The sequence below is a fragment of the Pseudomonas sp. Ors-4-3C genome (assembly GCF_055755035.1).
The window spans coordinates 1,754,998-1,773,559 of record NZ_CM146900.1 but is presented as its reverse complement, the minus strand read 5'-3'; the positions used below and the strand labels follow the sequence as shown (position 1 = coordinate 1,773,559).

The window sequence follows — 18,562 nt, the reverse complement described above, 5'->3', positions numbered from 1 at the left end:
TCCGTCATGCCCGCCGCCGCCCAGAATCAAGCCAGCGAGAATGCTGCAGCCGAAACCTTATCCCTGCTCGACCGGATCATCGCCGAGGGCCGCATGGCTCACGATGACAGTCAGCAGGACTACGCCCGCGACATGCTCGCGGAGTTCGCCACCCAGGTGCTTGACGAAGGCATGGCCATCGACAAGGACACTGTGGCGATGATCAATGACCGCATCAGCCAGATCGACCAACTGATCAGTGCCCAGCTCAACGAGGTGCTGCACCACACCGACTTTCAGAAACTCGAAGCCTCGTGGCGCGGCCTGCACATGCTGGTGCAGAACACTGAAACCAGCACCCGGCTGAAATTGCGCCTGCTCAACGTCACACAGAAAGAACTGCAGAACGACCTGGAAAAAGCCGTCGAATTCGACCAGAGCGCGCTGTTCAAAAAGATCTACGAAGAGGAATACGGCACCTTCGGTGGCCATCCGTTCAGCCTGCTGGTGGGCGACTACACCTTCGGCCGCCATCCGCAGGACATCGGTCTGCTGGAAAAACTGTCGAACGTCGCCGCTGCCGCGCACGCACCGTTCATTGCCGCCGCCAGCCCTCGCCTGTTCGACATGAACAGCTTCACCGAACTGGCGGTGCCACGTGACCTGTCGAAAGTCTTCGAGAGCCAGGAGCTGATCAAGTGGCGCTCGTTCCGCGAAAGTGAAGACTCGCGCTACGTGTCGCTGGTGCTGCCGCACTTCCTGCTGCGCCTGCCTTACGGCCCGGACACCTCCCCCGTGGAAGGCATCACCTACGTTGAAGACGTCAACGGCACCGACCACAGCAAATACCTGTGGGGTAACGCGGCGTGGGCGCTGTCGCAACGCATCACCGAAGCCTTTGCCAAGTACGGCTGGTGCGCGGCGATCCGTGGTGCTGAAGGCGGCGGCGCGGTCGAGGGCCTGCCGGCGCACACTTTCCGCACCAGTTCCGGCGACCTGTCACTGAAGTGCCCGACCGAAGTGGCAATCACCGACCGCCGCGAAAAAGAGCTCAACGACCTCGGTTTCATCGCGCTGTGCCACAAGAAGAACAGCGACGTCGCCGTGTTCTTCGGCGGTCAGACCACCAACAAATCCAAGGTCTACAACACCAACGAGGCCAACGCCAACGCACGGATCTCGGCGATGTTGCCGTACGTGCTGGCGGCCTCGCGTTTCGCTCACTACCTGAAGGTCATCATGCGCGACAAGGTCGGCAGCTTCATGACCCGCGACAACGTGCAGACCTACCTCAACAACTGGATCGCCGACTACGTGCTGATCAACGACAACGCGCCGCAGGAAATCAAGGCGCAGTACCCGCTGCGTGAAGCGCGGGTGGACGTTACCGAAGTGGCCGGCAAGCCGGGCGCCTACCGGGCGACGGTGTTCCTGCGGCCGCACTTCCAGCTGGAGGAGTTGACTGCATCGATCCGTCTGGTGGCGACCCTGCCGCCACCGGTAGCGGCTTGAAGTTGATGAAACCTCTGTGGCGAGGGAGCTTGTTCCCGCTGGGCTGCGAAGCGGCCCGCTCTTTTTGAGAAGCGAGGCCTGCTACGCAAGCCAGCGGGAGCAAGCTCCCTCGCCACAGGTTCTGAGCTCAGTCTATTTGTGAATTTCTTCAGGAGTTTCAAGCGATGGATGCAATCATTCTCGACCTTGGCGGCGACATCAAAGGTGACAGCCTGCTCGAAGGTTACACGGACAAAATCGAAGTCATGTCCTACAGCCACAACGTGGCCATGCAAGTGACCAACGACGTCAGCAACTCCGAGCGAACCTCGGGCAAACCCCACGTCGGTGAGTTCACCCTGACCAAATTCGTCGATACCTCGACGCCGTCCCTCAACGAATACTGCTGTGCCGGCAAACCGATTCCGGAAGCCAAGATCACCATCGGCCGCAACGCCGCCGAAGGCAGCGGGCAACTGTTGCCGTTCATCATCTACACCCTGACCAACGTGGTGATTTCCAACGTCAGTGTCAGCGGCGGTACCGGGGGCAAACCGGTAGAAACCCTGTCGCTGAACTTCACCAAAATCAAATGGGAACTCACCGCACAGAAAGACGATGGCACCAAGGAAGGCACTGCCGCGTCGACGTGGGACATGGCCGCCAACAAGCTCGTCAGCTAACCCGGCGCCTTGGTCATGGCAGGCACCGGCATGCTCCCGCCGCTGTTCGAACGCCTCGCATCCGGCGAGGCCGACAGCGTGCAGGCGTTCGATCGCCAGGGTTTGCTCGACTCGGTGCATGCCGAGTTGGCGCGCCTGTTCAACACCCGTCGTGGCCCGCGCGCCCTCACCCAGCCACCGAGCGTTATCGACTACGGCATTGCGGATTGGAGCGCCCTGCAACAACAGCGCAGTGATGACCGTCGTCGACTGGCGCGAGAGGTCCGCGAAGCCATCAACCATTTCGAGCCGCGCCTGAAACTGGGCGATGTCCAGGTCAATCCCCTGCCCGACCAGCCGCAACGTTTAAGCATTCGTCTGCTCGGCGAGCTGCGCAGCGGTCTGCAATATTGGCCGGTGGCGTTTGTCATCGAACCTGGCAGCCAAGGGTTGGAGGTGCGCCATGAGCGACTCGATTGACCCGCAACTGCTCGACTACTACCAGCGCGAGCTGACTTGGCTGCGCCATGCCGGCAGCCAGTTTGCCGAGCGTTATCCGAAAGTCGCGCGGCGCCTTGAGCTGTCACCGGGCGAGTGTCCCGACCCGCATGTCGAACGCTTGCTCGAAGGCTTTGCCCTGCTCGCCGCACGTCTGCAACGCAGACTCGACGACGACTATGCAGAGTTCAGTGATGCCTTGCTTGAACAGCTTTATCCATTGGCTGTGCGGCCGTTGCCCTCCTGCGCCATCGTCCAGTTCGAGCCGGACCCGAGCAAGGGCAACCTCGACGAGGGCTATCCCCTGCCCCGTGACACCCCATTGTTCGTCACCACCAGCAAGGGTGAGAGCATCCACTTTCGCACCTCGGCCGCCGTGCATTTGTGGCCGATAGAGGTCAGCGAAGCGTTATTGCTCGGCGGCGATGAAACCCAGGCGCTGACCGGTGTCGTGCAGGCGCGTTCGGCACTGCGCCTGAGCTTGCGTTGCCTGGGCGAGAGTCAATGGACGGAACTGGGCATCGGCCAACTGCGCATTCATCTCACCGCTTCGCCGGTGATCAATGCCTGTCTGTATGACCTGCTCGGCGCTCACGCGGTACAGGTGCTGGCCGGTTCGCCAGGAAGTATTCCGACCCCGATGAACGGTTTGCCGACGATCGTCGGTTTCAGCGATGACGAGGTCCTGCTGCCGGACGAGGACGGCGTGCACCCGGGCATGCGCCTGCTGGCGGAGTACTTTGCTTTCCCTGACAAATTTCAATTTTTCGATCTGCCGTTGAGCGGCGTCAGCAGCGACAGCCAGACGCTGTACCTGTACATCGTTTTCGACCGCGCTCCGGCCAGCCGCCTGCATTTGCAGGCCAGTGATATTGCCCTGGGCTGCGCTCCGGCGATCAACCTGTTCCCGCGGACCTCCGAGCCACTGCGCCCGGACGGCACCCGCAGCGAGTACCGTTTGATTGCTGACAGTCACCGCGAGAACAGCGTCGAGATCCACAGCATTCGCAGCCTGCGCGCCAGCTCCGGCAACGGCGTGCAACGGCTGCCAGCGTATTACGGCAGCCAGCATAGCGGTGGCGATCAGCAACGCTACTGGCATGCGCGACGGGTCAGCAGCATGACCCCGAACCGGCTCGGCAGCGACCTGTTGGTGAGTGTGGTCGACACCCGTTTCGACCCATTGAGCGAACTGCCGGATTACAGCCTCACCGCCGAACTGCTGTGTACCAACCGGCATCTGGCGCAGAGCCTGCCCGCCGGCACACCGCTGGGTTTCGAACGTCCCGGGCCAATCGCCTGGGCACGCCTGCGCAACCCGCCGAGCCCGCAAAGCCTGCCGCGTCTGGACGGTGATTCACGCTGGCGACTGGTGTCGCAACTGACCCTCAATCACTTGTCGCTGGTCGAAGGCCCGCAGGCACTCGACGCCTTGAAAGAAATTCTGCACCTGCACAACCTGCGCGACGAAGCCAGTGCGCTGCGCCAGATCGAGGGCCTGCTGAGCCTGCGTTGCGAACGGGTGATCGGCCATGTCGGCGTCGACGCCTGGCGCGGCTGGCGCAATGGACTGGAGGTGCAGTTGCAGCTCGATCCGCAGCACTTCGTCGGTAGCAGCGCGGTGTTGTTTTCTGCCGTGCTGGCGCAGTTTTTTTCGGTGTACGCCACGGCCAATCGCTTTGTGCGCACGGTGTTGATGCAGTCCGACAAGGAGATCAAGGCATGGCAACCCCAAGCCGGCATGCCCCTGTCGCTCTGACCCTGAGCCAACGACTGCGCCGCGATCCGCAGGCGTTCGAATTATTGCAGGCATTGTTACTGCTCGAGCGCGAACAACCGCAAGCCGAATCCTTGGGCAGCGGCACCTCGCCCCAGGCCGAAGCGCTGAAATTACGCGGACCGCTGACACCGCTGTTTCCCACCAGCCAGATCGAAAACCTGCGCGAAGAACCGGGCCAGCCGTTAATCCTCGACACCCCGATGTTCGGCCTCGGCGGCCCCGACGGCCCGTTGCCCTATGCCTATCAGGAGTGGCTGCAACAACGGGCGCGGGCCAAGGATCACGCCCCGGCCGAGTTCCTCGATCTGTTCCAGCATCGGCTGCTCAGCCTGCTCTACAAGGTGATGCGCAAGCACCGCATCGCGCTTGGCTTTGTCACACCGGGCGCCTCGCCGGTACAGGCACAATTGCGCGCCCTTACCGGCCTGTTGCCCAAGGCCTTGCAGGAGCGTCAGGCGGTTCCCGATTGTGCAGTTCTCGCCTGCACCGCGCTGTTCGCCGATGGCCGGCGCTCGCTGGCCGGGTTCGCAGCGATTGTCCGCGAGCAGTTCGCCATGCCGGTGGAACTCAGTGCCTATGAAGGCGGCTGGCGGGAAATTCCGCCTGCCAGCCGCAGCGTCATCAAGCCAGGTGGGCGCAATCTGCAACTGGGGCGTACGGCGGTAGCAGGCACTCGAGTCTGGGATGAACACGCCGGTATTCGCCTGACCCTCGGGCCACTGCCCTCAACGCAGGCGAGCCGATTTCTGCCGGACGGCGAAGCGCACCCGGCATTGGCCAGCCTTGCGGCGTTGTACTTCGGCCCGGATCTGGACGTGACCCTGGTGCTGCTGGTGCGCGGTGCCGGGCCGCTGAAGCTCGGGCGCCAGGCACCGGCCCTGCTCAGCTGGAACGGTGGTTTGCAGCGTCAGGCCAGCCTCGCGGTGCAGCGCATCGAAACCCGTCTTCGTCAGCTGGAGATCGCCTGACATGGAACTCGCCAGCCTGATCGGACGCCTCAACCCGGACAACCGCCGCGCCCTTGAACGCGCCGCCCAGCGCTGTTTGCAGCGCGGGCATCACTTTGTCGAGATCGAGCATCTGTTGCTGGAACTGCTCGACATCGAGGGCGGCGATTTTGCGTTTCTGCTGCCACGCTTCGGCCTGGAGCGGGATGCGCTGACCGCGGAAATCAACAAGGCGCTGGATCTGTTCAAGGCGGGTAGCACGCGTACGCCGGCGTTGTCGTCGCACACTTTGGGGTTGCTGGAAGACGCGGTGGTGCAGGCCAGTGTGCTGGGCCTCGAGAGTATTCGATCCGGGCTGTTGTTGCTGGCGTTGATTGATCGCGACGAGCGCCGCAGTCTGTTGCTCAACAGTGCCTCATCGTTGCTGCGGATTCCCAAGGAAGCGCTGCGGGCCAATCTATTAGAGTGGACGGAGAACTCTCGTGAGCATGTCGGTCCGCGAACCACTTCAACGGGAAGCGCCGCGCCACGGCAGGACTCGGTGCTCGATCAATACACCCAGGATCTGACCGCCGATGCACATGCCGGACGCATCGACCCGATCGTTGGCCGAGACGGCGAGATCCGTCAGTGCATCGACATTCTGCTGCGCCGCCGCCAGAACAACCCGATTCTGGTCGGTGCACCGGGCGTGGGCAAAACCGCCGTGGTCGAAGGTCTGGCTCTGCGCATCGCTGCCGGCGACGTGCCGCCGTCATTGCAGGAAGTCAGTTTGCGCGTGCTCGACCTCGGTCTGTTGCAGGCCGGCGCCGGGGTCAAAGGTGAATTCGAACAGCGGCTCAAAGGCGTGATCGACGCGGTGCGCAGTGCCGACAAACCGATCATCCTGTTCATCGACGAAGCCCACACCCTGATCGGTGCCGGCGGTGCCGAGGGCGGCAGCGATGCGGCCAATCTTTTGAAACCGGCACTGGCTCGCGGCGAGTTGCGCACGCTCGCCGCCACCACGTGGATGGAATATAAAAAATACTTCGAAAAAGACCCCGCCCTCGCCCGCCGCTTTCAACTGGTGCAGGTTGAGGAGCCAGACGAAATTACCGCCGTGGAAATGCTCCGTGGCGTCGCCGCCAAACTCGAACAGCACCACGGCGTGCAGGTGCTCGACGCGGCGATCCATGAAGCGGTGAAACTCTCGCACCGCTACATCTCTGGCCGCCAACTGCCGGACAAAGCCATCAGCGTCCTCGACACCGCCTGCGCCCGGGTCGCCCTCGGCCAGCACGACGTGCCACCGCCGCTGGAAAGCCTGCGGCATCGGCAGAACAGCCTCAAGGACGAAGTCGAACGTTTGCGGCGTGAGCAAGCCACGGGGCTGGATCATCGCGAACGCATCACCCTGCTGGAAAGCGAATCTGGCGGCAACGTGCAAGCGATCCGCGAACTGGAAACACGCTGGAGCGAAGAGCGCGTGGCCGTGCGCGAGTTGCTCGATACCCGCCGCGAACTGCTCGACTTGAGTGAGCGCGCCGACAGCGACAAACCGGATGAAGCCACCGACAGCCGCATCGATCATCTGGCCGCCGAGCTGCTGCGCCTTGAGGCGGGACTGGATGCGATCCGCCAGGACGATCCGCTGGTGCCCGAACAGGTCGACGCGAAAACCGTCGCTGCCGTCATAGCCGGATGGACCGGCATCCCCGTCGGCAAAATGCTCGCCGACGAAGCCCATGCCGTGCGCACCCTCGGCACCCGCATGGGCCAACGCGTCATGGGCCAGAGCACTGCGCTCAACATCATCGCCCAACGTTTGCAGGCCTATCGCGCCGGGCTCACTGATCCGCAAAAACCGGTGGGTGTGTTCCTGTTGGTCGGCCCCACCGGCGTGGGCAAAACCGAAACCGCGTATGCGTTGGCCGACGCACTGTATGGCGGTGAACGCAATCTGATCAGCATCAATCTCTCGGAATACCAGGAAGCCCACACCGTCAGCCAGCTCAAGGGCGCACCGCCTGGCTACGTCGGTTACGGCAGCGGCGGCGTGCTCACCGAAGCCGTGCGGCGCAAACCGTATTCGGTGGTGTTGTTGGATGAAATCGAGAAGGCGCATCCGGATGTGCTGGAAGCGTTTTACAACGTGTTCGACAAAGGCTTGATGGAGGACGGCACCGGTTTGGTGGTGGACTTCAAGAACACCGTAATGCTCGCCACCAGCAATGTCGGTGCCGAACTGCTGCTCGATACGCCGGTATCGCAAATCGGCAGTGAAGCCTTCAACGAGGCGCTGCACAAAGTCCTGCTACAAGCCTTCCGCCCTGCATTTCTGGCACGCATGACCGTAGTTGCCTATCGGCCGCTGGATGAGGCGACGCTGGAAGGGATTGTCTTGGCCAAACTGGAAAAACTGCGTGGCCGCTACAAGGCGGCGACGGGCAAACAGTTCGAGTTTGATTCGGGAATTGTGAAAGCGGTGCTCGCCAAGTGCAGCGCGGCGGGTGCGCGGGATGTCGAGAATGTGTTGATGACGCAGGTGACGGGGAAGTTGGCGGAGTGGGTGTTGGAATGACCGCCGCCAACGAGAATTGACGAAACACAAAAATGGCACCCGCGCAGGAGACGGAGTAATGACAGAAGCGGATTTTTTGAATGCGGTGCTGCAGGCAGCAGGTGTACACCCAAAGCTGCAAGATACCGATGAACCAAGTCAATTTACGAAGAGCTGGGTTTCTGAAGGTCCTTGGGAGAGCGCTGCGCAAGTTGAGATAGCTCACCATCTACGACGTGGTTACGGCATCACAACGAAAATTCGCGAAATCAGTTACCCAGAGCCTTACTCCAGCGAAAAGGTCGATTTCTATTTCGAACTGCAAGATGAGACCTACGCCATTGAAATAAAAGTAGAAAGCACGAACGGCTTATTCGGCGGCGCAAACTTACAGGAATCGATCACCCGTGACGTTTACAAATTAGGCGGTTTTGTTGCTGATCACAGATGGGTCGTGGTCATAGCCACCAGCCAAAAAAATTGCGAACTGCTTGATCTCACCTTGAATCGCGGGGACTCATGGTCTCGAGATGTGGAGGGTCAATTCAAGGCTTACCTGTGCAACATTGACACGTACCCACACGGACTGCCCATCGATCGCTCAAAACAACTTTCTGCACCTTTCAACTTTATAACCAACTACCACAAATAATCTCACCCGCATTTTCCAACAGAGGGCACATCAATGAATCAAAGGGAACGAAATCAAAGGGGACAGATTTATTTATGAAAAAAATAGATTCGTGCCCTTTTTCGCCCCCCTTTTCGAGGATTGAAGACCATGGAACAGTTTAATTCCGTTCAAGAAGGTATTGCAGAGCTGCACAAACGCAACACTGGAAATAAAAAAGTCCACGCGCTCCTGACGTTCCAGCACAACAACCACAAAATGTGCAAAACGTGTTTTCTGTTTGAGTCAAAGGAGGACGCTGGCGCGCAACTGATAAAGGCTTACGTCCAACTTCAAATCAGCAATGTGCCCCGAAACGAAATGCAGGCAGCCATTGATGCTCGGCAAGTCGCTATCAACGCGGAACTCGCAGAGGGAGACCCCGCAGAACTTGGCGTTGTGCCCGAAGGACACGCGGAAGAGTTTCTTATCGATTATTTTGATACAGCCGTCGCCATCGCCGAAGACGTCAAGTATGTAACCGTTTACCTCACACACAGCCCATGTACGCCGACTGACAGAAAGCCAAGTCATTCGCTACATGGCTGGCCTTTGAGTTGCACTGCCAAATTCGCAACGCTGGCAGCCAACCATCCGGAGTACTTTTTCTCCATCGTTTTTCTTAAAAAATTCGGAACACTGGATGGCAATGACACCCCACAGAGAACATTGAAAACACTCTCGGGTGACCGAGCCAATCTGGCTTTTATCGAACTAAAAAAAGAACCACCGTATGAGCGACCATAAAAACGCCATCTATTAAAACAGCATGGCAGCCCGCGATTAAACTCAATGAGCCAGCAAACATGAAAGACACACTACTGACTTACATCGATGAGGACGGAAAGAAAGCAGCAAAAAAGCTGTGGGCAAAATACTCTGGCATTTGCGATCTGATTGCCCCGACGAGTCTCGGCTGGAGAGATGCCTTTGGAGGAATGCTAATTATTATTGGCCACGGCAGCACCATGGTAAAAATGGACAGACATACCGGCTTGCACAACATGATCGGCAATTGCGGTAGTTGCTTTATTGTGCTCGCAGCCTGCGAAGTTGGAGAAACACATATTAGTATTGGTGAACTTCAACCTATTGCTCAAGGCTTGGCGAACCTAAGGCCCAACGCCATTGTATGGGGCACGACTCGGGATCTGCCGCAACAAGCCGTCAGTGACGGTACCTGCTTTTATAAAAGCCCCCTGTTTAATTGGCTACAGCCTGCCAACGACCATTTCCCTGGGTTATGGAAGCAGTTCCGAAAACAAAGTGACATGGAGGCAGTGATGTCGATGATGCCCAATTTGAACTTTAATTCTCTTTAGAACCGAATCCGCTTCATGAACGCTGCAACCACCTCATCAAGGCCGCCCAATGCCTCGTGCCACCGACAGTAACGCAACGCTTTCGTTGACCGCCGCCGCACTGTCGGCGCTTTACCCTGAGTGGTTGTCCGGTGAAGAAGCCCTCAACTCGCTCTGTTCGCAAACCCTCAACGGCCTCAACGACGGCCCCCCCCTCACCCTGACCAGCGCCGTCGCCACTCACGTCACCACCACATTGCACAACGACGCTAAGTTGCGCCCGTTCGATGCCTTGGTCGCCGAAATCCGCCAACTCCCTGCTGACGCCACCGCCGAGCGCTATCAACTCGTATTGCGTCCGTGGCTCTGGTGGCTGACCCTGGCCAGCAACAACCGGGTATTCCAGAACCTCACCACCTCGGACATCGTCACCACGATCTTCAAGGCCCACGGCTTCACCGATTTCAAACTCTCTCTGACCGGCAGCTACACCCCCCGCGAATACTGCGTGCAGTACGGCGAAACCGATTTCGCCTTCGTCTCTCGCCTGCTGGAAGAGGAAGGCATCTTCTGGTTTTTCACCCACGACGAGGGCAAGCACACGCTGGTGCTGGGCGACAGCAATGACGCCTTCGTACAGATCCCCAACGGCCCGAAAGTCAAGTATCTGGGCCAGCAAATGGGTGAGCGTGAGTTGCATGGCATCCGCTCAGGCCAGGTCTGCCTACAAGCCGTGGCGGGCGTTTACAAGGCAACGGATTACGAATTCACCACGCCGACCACTTCGCTCTTCGGCCAGGCCGAAGCCGTGGCCGGACCGCGTTCGATCTATGAGCATCCCGGCGGCTACAACGCAAAAGCCCGGGGTGATGCGCTGACCAAACAACGGGTCGACGGGCTTCGCAGTGAGGAGAAACGCTTCGTCGGTGAAAGCGATTGTCGTTGGTTGATCCCGGGCCATTGGTTCACTCTCGACGGCCACGAAGACGCGAGCCTGAACATCGATTGGATCGTCACGAGGGTCACCCACGACGCCAGCCACGAAAGCTATCGCAACCGTTTCGAAGCCATTCCCAAAACCACGCCGTTTCGCCCACAACGCAGCACACCGAAACCGCGCATGCATCCGCAGACTGCCATCGTCGTCGGCAAGTCCGGCGAAGAAATCTGGACGGACGAATACGGCCGGATCAAGTTGCAGTTCCCGTGGGATCGCGACGGCAAGAATGACGAAACCAGTTCCTGCTGGGTACGCGTGGTGTTGCCGTGGAGCGGCAAGGGCTTCGGCATGCAGTTCGTGCCGCGTATCGGCCAGGAAGTCATCGTGACCTTTATCGACGGTGATCCGGATCGACCACTGGTCACCGGTTGCGTGTACAACGGCGACAACGCCCTGCCCTATGCGCTGCCGGCCAATCAGACGCAGTCGGGGATCAAGACTCAATCGTCCAAGGGTGGTGGCGGTTTCAACGAGCTGCGCTTTGAGGACAAGAAGGATGCCGAAGAAGTGTTTCTGCAGGCGCAGAAAGACTTGAAGATCAATGTGCTCAACGACACCACCGCCACCGTCGGCCATGACGAAACCCTCACCGTACAAAACGCCCGCACCCGCACGGTCAAGGACGGCGACGAAACCGTGACCCTGGAAAAAGGCAAGCGCAGCGTCACGATTCAGACCGGCAGCGACAGCCTCGATGTGAAGGACAGCCGTACGGTGAAAGTCGGTGCCGATCAAAACCACAGCACCGGCGGCAACTACACCGACAAGGTCACCGGCGACTACAGCCTGACGGTGGACGGCAACCTGACGATCAAGGTCAGCGGCACCCTCACCCTGCAAAGCGGTGGCAGTTTCACCATCAAGAGCGGCGCTGACCTGGCGACCTCGGCCAGCACCTCGATCACGCAAAAGGCCGGCACAGCCATGACCAACCAGGCCGGTACGTCACTGGACAACAAGGCCGGAACCACGCTGACCAACGACGCTGGCATCAGCCTGACCAACAAGGGCGCGGCCTCGCAGACCGTTGACGGTGGCGGCATGCTGACCATCAAGGGCGGTCTGGTGCAGGTCAACTGACAAGGAGCCGTCATGGCGATCACACCGCTGGATTTGCAGGAGGATGACAAACAGCTCAAGGGCCGCTTGCAGGACGGTCAGCTCGACGGCGCGCTGCAGCTCAAGGATGACGGACGTAAGCAGGCCGATCTGAATTACCACCAGGGAGAGCTGCAGGGCATGTCACTGCTCTATCACCCCAACGGCAAGGTCTCGGCGCAGATGCCGTTCGTGCATGACAAGCTGCAAGGGGTCGCGAATTTCTATTCAGCCGAGGGCTGGTTGCAGCGCAAGGCGACGTATCGGCGCGGGTTATTGCATGGCGAGGCGTTCAACTACTTTCCCGATGGGCAGGTGGCCGAGGCCGAGTTTTACCGCGATGGCGTGCGTGAGGGGCGCTATCAGCGCTTTCACCCGAACGGCAAACCGGCGGCTGAGGCGCGGTATCTGAATGGTCAACTGATGGAGCCGGAAACCGCGTTCGCCGAGGATGGCCGGCCGCTGGGGGCTGATGGCAAGCCGATTTCGCGGGTGCGCTGGTGGTATCAGCGGTGGATGGATCCGCAGCAGGCTTGAGGGTTTTCTTTTTGCCAGGACTGGCCTCTTCGCGAGCAAGCCCGCTCCCACAGTGGCCGGTGGTGTTCACACAATTCCATTCACAACACAAAACCCTGTGGGAGCGGGCTTGCTCGCGAAGAGGCCGGCGCATCCAGCACAAAACTCAAGGAATGAGCATCTGCATCTGCCCCGGCATCGCAATCTTGATCACCCCCGCCCAGTTGCACATCAGGGTGCTGTTGGCATCGATCGCCGGCATCCCGCCGAGCAACAGGGTCGGTGCGCCGCCGGGAATCCACGGCGTCGCCGTCGCCGGAATACACGGCATCGGCGTCAAAACGCCCAGTGCGGCGGCGGTCGCGGCCGCCACCATCGGATTGGCCATGCTCATGCACACACCGAACGGCATGATATTGACCAGCGGGATGTGATCCATGATGTTCGCCGCCGGCATCCCGCCAGTCAGCGTGCGGTTGACCGGCAGCACGTTAAGCACCGCCGGCGCGGCGCCGAAACTGCATTGCAGGGTGGCGCTGGCACAGACTTGCGGGCAGCCCATTTCAAAGCTCCTTGCTGGACATGGCATACCCGCTAAACCTTAGTCGCCCACAGCCCGCCGCGCACATTCCCAAAGGTGATTATCGTGCAACACGCTAACCTATAAGACCGACCCGCGCTTGTGAGCACCCGAGCGCACCATTAGATTAGCCAATGATGTCTGGCCTCCAAAATAAGCAGAAGGGATAAGCATGGCGCTTACTGACCAGTCCACCCGGATCCGCGATGGCGAAGAACTCGATGCCAGCCTGATCGATCCGTACCTCAAGGCGCACATTCCGGGCCTGACCGGCACACCGCAGATCAGCCAGTTTCCTGGCGGTGCGTCGAACCTGACCTACCTTCTGGAATATCCGCAGCAGGAATTCGTCCTGCGCCGGCCGCCGTTCGGCCACAAGGCCAAATCCGCCCACGACATGGGCCGCGAATTCCGCATTCTCAATCAACTGCGCGACGGTTTTCCGTACTGCCCGAAAGCCTACGTGCACTGCACCGACGAGTCGGTGATCGGTGCCGAGTTCTATGTGATGGAGCGGGTCAAGGGCATCATCCTGCGCTCCGACCTGCCGCCGGAACTGGGCCTCGATGCGGCGAAAACCGAAGCGCTGTGCAAGAGCTTCATCGACCGTTTCGTTGAGCTGCATCGGGTTGACTACAATGCCTGTGGCCTCGGCGATCTGGGCAAGCCGGAAGGCTACGTCGCCCGCCAGATCAAGGGCTGGAGCGAGCGCTACGAAAAAGCCCTGACCCCGGACGCGCCGCACTGGGAGAATGTCAAAGCCTGGCTCAACGACAAGATGCCGGCCGACCATCCGACGTCGAGCATCGTCCACAACGACTATCGCTTCGACAACGTGATCCTCGACCCGAACAACCCGATGCAGATCATCGGCGTGCTCGACTGGGAACTGACCACCCTCGGCGATCCGCTGATGGACCTGGGCAACACCCTCGCCTACTGGATTCAGGCAGATGATCCGGCGCCCGTGCAACTGATGCGCCGCCAGCCGAGCCACGCCCCGGGCATGCTGACCCGCCGCGAGTTCGTCGATTACTACGCCGAACGCTCGGGCATCCGGATCGACAATTTCGACTTCTACTACACCTACGGCCTGTTCCGCCTGGCCGGCATCGTGCAGCAGATCTACTACCGCTTCTACCACGGCCAGACCCAGGACAAACGCTTCGCGCAGTTCATTCACATGAACAAACTGCTGGAGCAGATGAGCCTGCAGGTCATTGCGAAATCGAGCCTCTGACGGCCCACACCAAGGAACCCTTATGTCCAAGACTCAGTTGTTCGACCTCGACGGCAAAATCGCATTCGTCTCCGGCGCCAGCCGTGGCATCGGTGAAGCCATCGCCAAACTGCTGGCCCAGCAAGGCGCCCACGTGATCGTCTCGAGCCGCAAGCTCGAAGGCTGCCAGCACGTCGCCGACGCCATCATCGCCGCCGGCGGCAAAGCCACCGCCGTGGCTTGCCATATCGGTGAAATGGAACAGATCAGCCAGGTGTTCGCCGGGATCAAGGAACAGTTCGGTCGCCTCGACATTCTGGTCAACAATGCCGCGACCAACCCGCAGTTCTGCAACGTGCTGGACACCGATCTGGGCGCGTTCCAGAAGACCGTCGATGTGAACATTCGCGGCTACTTCTTCATGTCGGTGGAGGCCGGCAAGCTGATGCGCGAAAACGGTGGTGGCAGCATCATCAACGTCGCCTCGATCAACGGGATTTCACCGGGCGTGTTCCAGGGCATCTATTCGGTGACCAAAGCAGCGGTGATCAACATGACCAAGGTCTTCGCCAAGGAATGCGCGCAGTTCGGCATCCGCTGCAACGCCCTGCTGCCGGGCCTGACCGACACCAAGTTCGCTTCGGCGCTGGTGAAGAATGACGCGATCCTCAAGCAGGCGCTGACGCAGATCCCGCTCAAGCGCGTGGCCGACCCGAGTGAAATGGCCGGTGCGGTTTTGTACCTGGCGAGCGACGCATCAAGCTACACCACCGGGGTTTCGCTGAATGTGGATGGCGGGTTCCTGTCCTGATCTCTCTGACAAATGATTAACCCTGTGGGAGCGGGCTTGCTCGCGAAGGCGGAGTGTCAGGCAGCATTGCCTTGAATGACACACCGCATTCGCGAGCAAGCCCGCTCCCACAGGGGTTATCTGTAAGACAGTGACGTTGGGTAATTGCCTGACAAAGTGCACCGGCAAGCACCCCCACAGCACTACTGCGTGACACAACGAGTGGTGGTGATATGGCGAGTAACCTGCTCGTCAACGTACATATCGCCAGACACCTGAGTGTTTTCCAGAGTCTGACAGGTACGCACCGGCGGTGGCGGAGGTGCAGCAGGAGGCGGTGGCGGAGGACTGGCACAGCCGCTTAACAGCGCGACAGAGAAAGCCAGCGACAACGGCAGATACACGCGTTTCCCAGGATTATTCATAGGACGACCCGCGATGAATGGAAGAGCCACTTCCGCAATCACACACGAATACCGCGCATGACGGAAGACCTGACCACTCATTCTTTATAGCCGACCACCCTGTAAGCGCCAGTGAAATGGAGGGGGATAAGGGAATTGGCTGTCGATTTTGCGGGGAGGAAAATCTGTGTGGGAGGGGTACACCAACAAGATTTTTTTGACTGGAAGGCCGCCATCGCTGGCAGGCCAGCTCCCACAGGGGTTGAGTATTCCTGACTGAAATGGGTCAGCTGTCAGGCCGCCTTCGCGAGCAAGCCCGCTCCCACATTTGGACTGAGTGCACTCAGTTTGAGATTGGCCGGCTGTCAGGCCGCCATCGCTGGCAGGCCAGCTCCCACAGGGGTTGAGTACTCCTGACTGAAATGGGTTAGCTGTCACGCCGCCTTCGCGAGCAAGCCCGCTCCCACATTTGGACTGAGTGCATTCAGTTTGAGATTAGCCGGCTGTCAGGCCGCCATCGCTGGCAGGCCAGCTCCCACAGGGGTTGAGTACTCCTGACTGAAATGGGTCAGCTGTCAGGCCGCCTTCGCGAGCAAGCCCGCTCCCACATTTGGACTGAGTGCATTCAGTTTGAGATTGGCCGGCTGTCAGGCCGCCATCGCTGGCAGGCCCGCTCCCACAGTTGGGCCGGGTGCATCCGCAAGAAATTGGTCGGCTGTCAGGCCGCCATCGCCAGCAGGCTGGCTCCTACAATTTAGAGAGCGTGCACCCCATGCGGCGAAGCCGCCCCACTCAACACAATGAGCGTTAGCTCGAGTAAAGCTTTTGATCTCAGGGCCCGTCGGCAGGCTGAGTGGAGGGATTGATCCGGGGGTGGGAGCGCAGCGACCGTTTGGCGCAGCCAAACACAGCGAGAGGAGGTGCAGCGAAGCAAACCGTAGGCGCTGCCCCCCGGATGAATCCCGGAGCGAAGGAACCCGAGCCTAAGCGAGGGCCGAACGTCAGGGCACAGACCTTTTGGTTACTTTTGGGGCGTTTGCCAAAAGTGACCCGCCGTAAGGGCGGAACCCTAATCAGCAACACCCGCAGCACCGGATATACACCCCAAACAAACCCAACCCCTAAGCCATATCCGGATCCCGAGCAGCCCGCAAAGAATTACTCTCCAACTCATACCGCAACTCATCCACCAGCGCCGCCACCGACTCAGGCGTACGCAACGCATCGAGCTTCAACCCGCTGATCACCAGATCCACCTGCCCCGACCCCGGGTGATACAACTTCACCGTCAGCGAATGATCCCCATCCATTGAACATTCGCACGCCAATGGCGAAAAACTCTGTTCGAGGCTGGCGCGCAACTGCGCAAGATTCATCATGGAGCCTGTTCCTTAAGCTGTTTCGAAGGGAGACGATCCCAAGCCAACAGGCTCGTATCGCACGCCACCAGACTAAGAACTGCCCCACCGCACCAGAACCTGCATTTGCACCGCATCGGCTAGTGCATTTGCACCTACCGCTGCCCCTTCGTGCCGCGCTCGCCAGAAAACAGACCACGTTCCCGCGCCCAGACAATCGCCTCGCTGCGGCTGTGCACATCAAGCTTGGAATACACGGTCGCCACATGATTGCGCACGGTATTCGGCGCCAGCTTCAGGCGCGCGGCGATCTCCTTGTCAGCCAGCCCTTCGCAGATCAGCCCCAGCACGTCGCGCTCGCGCGCCGTCAGGTCAGTGAAGGACACGCTCGGCAGTTGCGGCGAGTTGACCTTCTTCACATTGGCCAGTTTTTCGATCAACGTTCGGCTGAACCAGGAAGCGTCTTTCATCACCTCTTCTATCGCCGCCACCAACTCCAATTCAGTGCGCTTGCGCTCGGTGATGTCCATCAGCACCAGCAGATAGCACGGCGTGTCCTGAATATTCACGGTGTCGGCGGACACCGCGCACTCCAGCAGCTCTGCATCCTTCTTGCGCACCCGGATGTCGACCCGATCGATCCGACCGCTTTTCGCCAGGGCAGTCAGCAGCCGGGCCCGCGCGCCATCGTCGTCGATGAAATGCAGTTGGGTCACGGTTTTGCCCACCACCTCATCGCTGTCATAGGCGAGGGTGTCGAGGAACGCCTGATTGACATCGATCACCTGCTGCTCGTCAGCGCTGCAGATCAGAATCGGCACCGGGGTCAGGCGGAACGCCTTGGCGAAGCGTTCCTCACTCTGACGCAGCGCGACTTCCGCCTTGTGGCGCAGTTCCATGTCGACGAAGGAAAACAGCATGCAATCCTCATCATTGAGCACCAACGGCTGCCCGGCGACGATCACTTGCTTGCTGCCGCCATCGGGCAGGCGCAGTTCAGCCTGCATCTGCGGAATGGTCGCCACATCGCGCAGACGCTGGATCGCCAGATCTCTTTGCTCGGCCTGCTCGAAAATATCGATCTCATAGGCCGAGGTGCCGATCACCTGCTCACGGGTATAACCGGTCATCTCCAAAAACCCCGGATTGACCTTGATGTAGCGCAAATCGCTGAGGCGGCAGATCACCGCCGGCGCCGGGTTGGCATTGAAGGTCTTTTCGAAGCGCTGCTCGGCGTTGGCCCAATCGGTGACGTCGCTCATGATCAGCACCAGCGACTCCGGCTGACCCTCACGGTCGGTGAGCACCATGCTGCGCACGCTGTGCACCCAGACATGCTCGGGGTCATCCACGGCACTCAGCTCGATCAACAGATCACTGAAAACCTCGCAACGGGCGACGCGGCTGATCGGATAGTTTTCCGGGGGGATCACGTGATTGTTGCGATAACGCAGAGTGAAACGCTTGGCATATTCATCGGCATTAGTGCCCAGCTCACCGATCCGGCTGACACCGTGCATGGCCAGCGCCGCCTCGTTGGCCCAGAGGATGCTCTGATCGAGTTCCAACAGAATCACCCCGTCGGACAGCCCGGCGATGATCTGCTGCAACTGGCGACGATTGGTTTCGCGGGTCAGGACTTCCTGGCTCATTGGATCTCCACAGGGAATGCGCGTGTGAAGATTACGACCGCAGGCGCCCGTGATCGTGCCGAACTCTTCAACAAC

Annotated in this window: 16 protein-coding genes; 13 read left to right on the top strand and 3 right to left on the bottom strand. The window is 59.9% G+C overall.

From position 1 onward, the window contains the following. The first annotated feature begins 6 nt into the window (after positions 1–6). From tssC to ACVHNU_RS07990, 11 genes are all read left to right on the top strand, one after another. Positions 7–1,491, top strand: a complete 1,485-nt coding sequence (tssC, locus tag ACVHNU_RS08040) for a type VI secretion system contractile sheath large subunit (protein ID WP_003224074.1) — start codon at positions 7–9, stop codon at positions 1,489–1,491. Positions 1,492–1,655: 164 nt separating this feature from the next. Then, a complete protein-coding gene (locus tag ACVHNU_RS08035) occupies positions 1,656–2,153 on the top strand; it encodes an Hcp family type VI secretion system effector (RefSeq protein WP_003224073.1) in 498 nt (165 codons plus the stop codon). 15 nt (positions 2,154–2,168) lie between these two features. Beyond that, positions 2,169–2,612, top strand: coding sequence for a type VI secretion system baseplate subunit TssE (tssE, locus tag ACVHNU_RS08030; protein WP_473019395.1), 444 nt, complete (start codon positions 2,169–2,171; stop codon positions 2,610–2,612). Next, entirely contained in the window at positions 2,596–4,389 is a 1,794-nt protein-coding gene (tssF, locus tag ACVHNU_RS08025) for a type VI secretion system baseplate subunit TssF (RefSeq protein ID WP_473019394.1), read from the top strand. The genes tssE and tssF overlap by 17 nt, the downstream gene beginning before the upstream one ends. Beyond that, positions 4,353–5,378: a type VI secretion system baseplate subunit TssG gene (tssG, locus tag ACVHNU_RS08020; protein ID WP_473019393.1), complete on the top strand. Its 1,026-nt coding sequence runs from the start codon at positions 4,353–4,355 to the stop codon at positions 5,376–5,378. Before tssF ends, tssG begins: the two co-directional genes overlap by 37 nt. A 1-nt stretch (position 5,379) precedes the next feature. Continuing rightward, entirely contained in the window at positions 5,380–7,920 is a 2,541-nt protein-coding gene (gene tssH / locus ACVHNU_RS08015; protein ID WP_473019392.1) for a type VI secretion system ATPase TssH, read from the top strand. A gap of 58 nt (positions 7,921–7,978) precedes the next feature. Beyond that, positions 7,979–8,551 (top strand): hypothetical protein, encoded by a 573-nt coding sequence (locus ACVHNU_RS08010; RefSeq protein WP_003224062.1) that lies wholly within the window; start codon positions 7,979–7,981, stop codon positions 8,549–8,551. 129 nt (positions 8,552–8,680) lie between these two features. Then, positions 8,681–9,316 (top strand): hypothetical protein, encoded by a 636-nt coding sequence (locus ACVHNU_RS08005; protein WP_103484645.1) that lies wholly within the window; start codon positions 8,681–8,683, stop codon positions 9,314–9,316. 59 nt (positions 9,317–9,375) lie between these two features. Next, positions 9,376–9,891, top strand: coding sequence for a hypothetical protein (locus tag ACVHNU_RS08000; RefSeq protein ID WP_003224057.1), 516 nt, complete (start codon positions 9,376–9,378; stop codon positions 9,889–9,891). Between the two features lie 49 nt (positions 9,892–9,940). Continuing rightward, positions 9,941–11,950: a type VI secretion system Vgr family protein gene (locus tag ACVHNU_RS07995; protein WP_262142883.1), complete on the top strand. Its 2,010-nt coding sequence runs from the start codon at positions 9,941–9,943 to the stop codon at positions 11,948–11,950. 12 nt (positions 11,951–11,962) lie between these two features. Next, entirely contained in the window at positions 11,963–12,505 is a 543-nt protein-coding gene (locus tag ACVHNU_RS07990) for a toxin-antitoxin system YwqK family antitoxin (RefSeq protein ID WP_473019391.1), read from the top strand. Positions 12,506–12,650: 145 nt separating this feature from the next. On the opposite strand, the gene ACVHNU_RS07985 is transcribed toward ACVHNU_RS07990, so the two are convergent. Further along, positions 12,651–13,046, bottom strand: a complete 396-nt coding sequence (locus ACVHNU_RS07985) for a DUF4280 domain-containing protein (RefSeq protein WP_003224052.1) — start codon at positions 13,044–13,046, stop codon at positions 12,651–12,653. A gap of 190 nt (positions 13,047–13,236) precedes the next feature. On the opposite strand from ACVHNU_RS07985, the gene ACVHNU_RS07980 reads away from it, so the two are divergent. Continuing rightward, entirely contained in the window at positions 13,237–14,304 is a 1,068-nt protein-coding gene (locus tag ACVHNU_RS07980) for a phosphotransferase family protein (protein WP_473019390.1), read from the top strand. 22 nt (positions 14,305–14,326) lie between these two features. Further along, on the top strand, positions 14,327–15,094 hold the full coding sequence (locus ACVHNU_RS07975) for an SDR family oxidoreductase (protein WP_007965755.1): 768 nt from the start codon (positions 14,327–14,329) through the stop codon (positions 15,092–15,094). Positions 15,095–16,598: 1,504 nt separating this feature from the next. Here the strand turns inward: ACVHNU_RS07975 and ACVHNU_RS07970 are convergent. Continuing rightward, a complete protein-coding gene (locus tag ACVHNU_RS07970) occupies positions 16,599–16,856 on the bottom strand; it encodes a DUF1652 domain-containing protein (RefSeq protein ID WP_473019389.1) in 258 nt (85 codons plus the stop codon). Between the two features lie 134 nt (positions 16,857–16,990). After that, positions 16,991–18,487, bottom strand: coding sequence for a helix-turn-helix transcriptional regulator (locus tag ACVHNU_RS07965; RefSeq protein WP_473019388.1), 1,497 nt, complete (start codon positions 18,485–18,487; stop codon positions 16,991–16,993). Between the last annotated feature and the right edge of the window lie 75 nt (positions 18,488–18,562).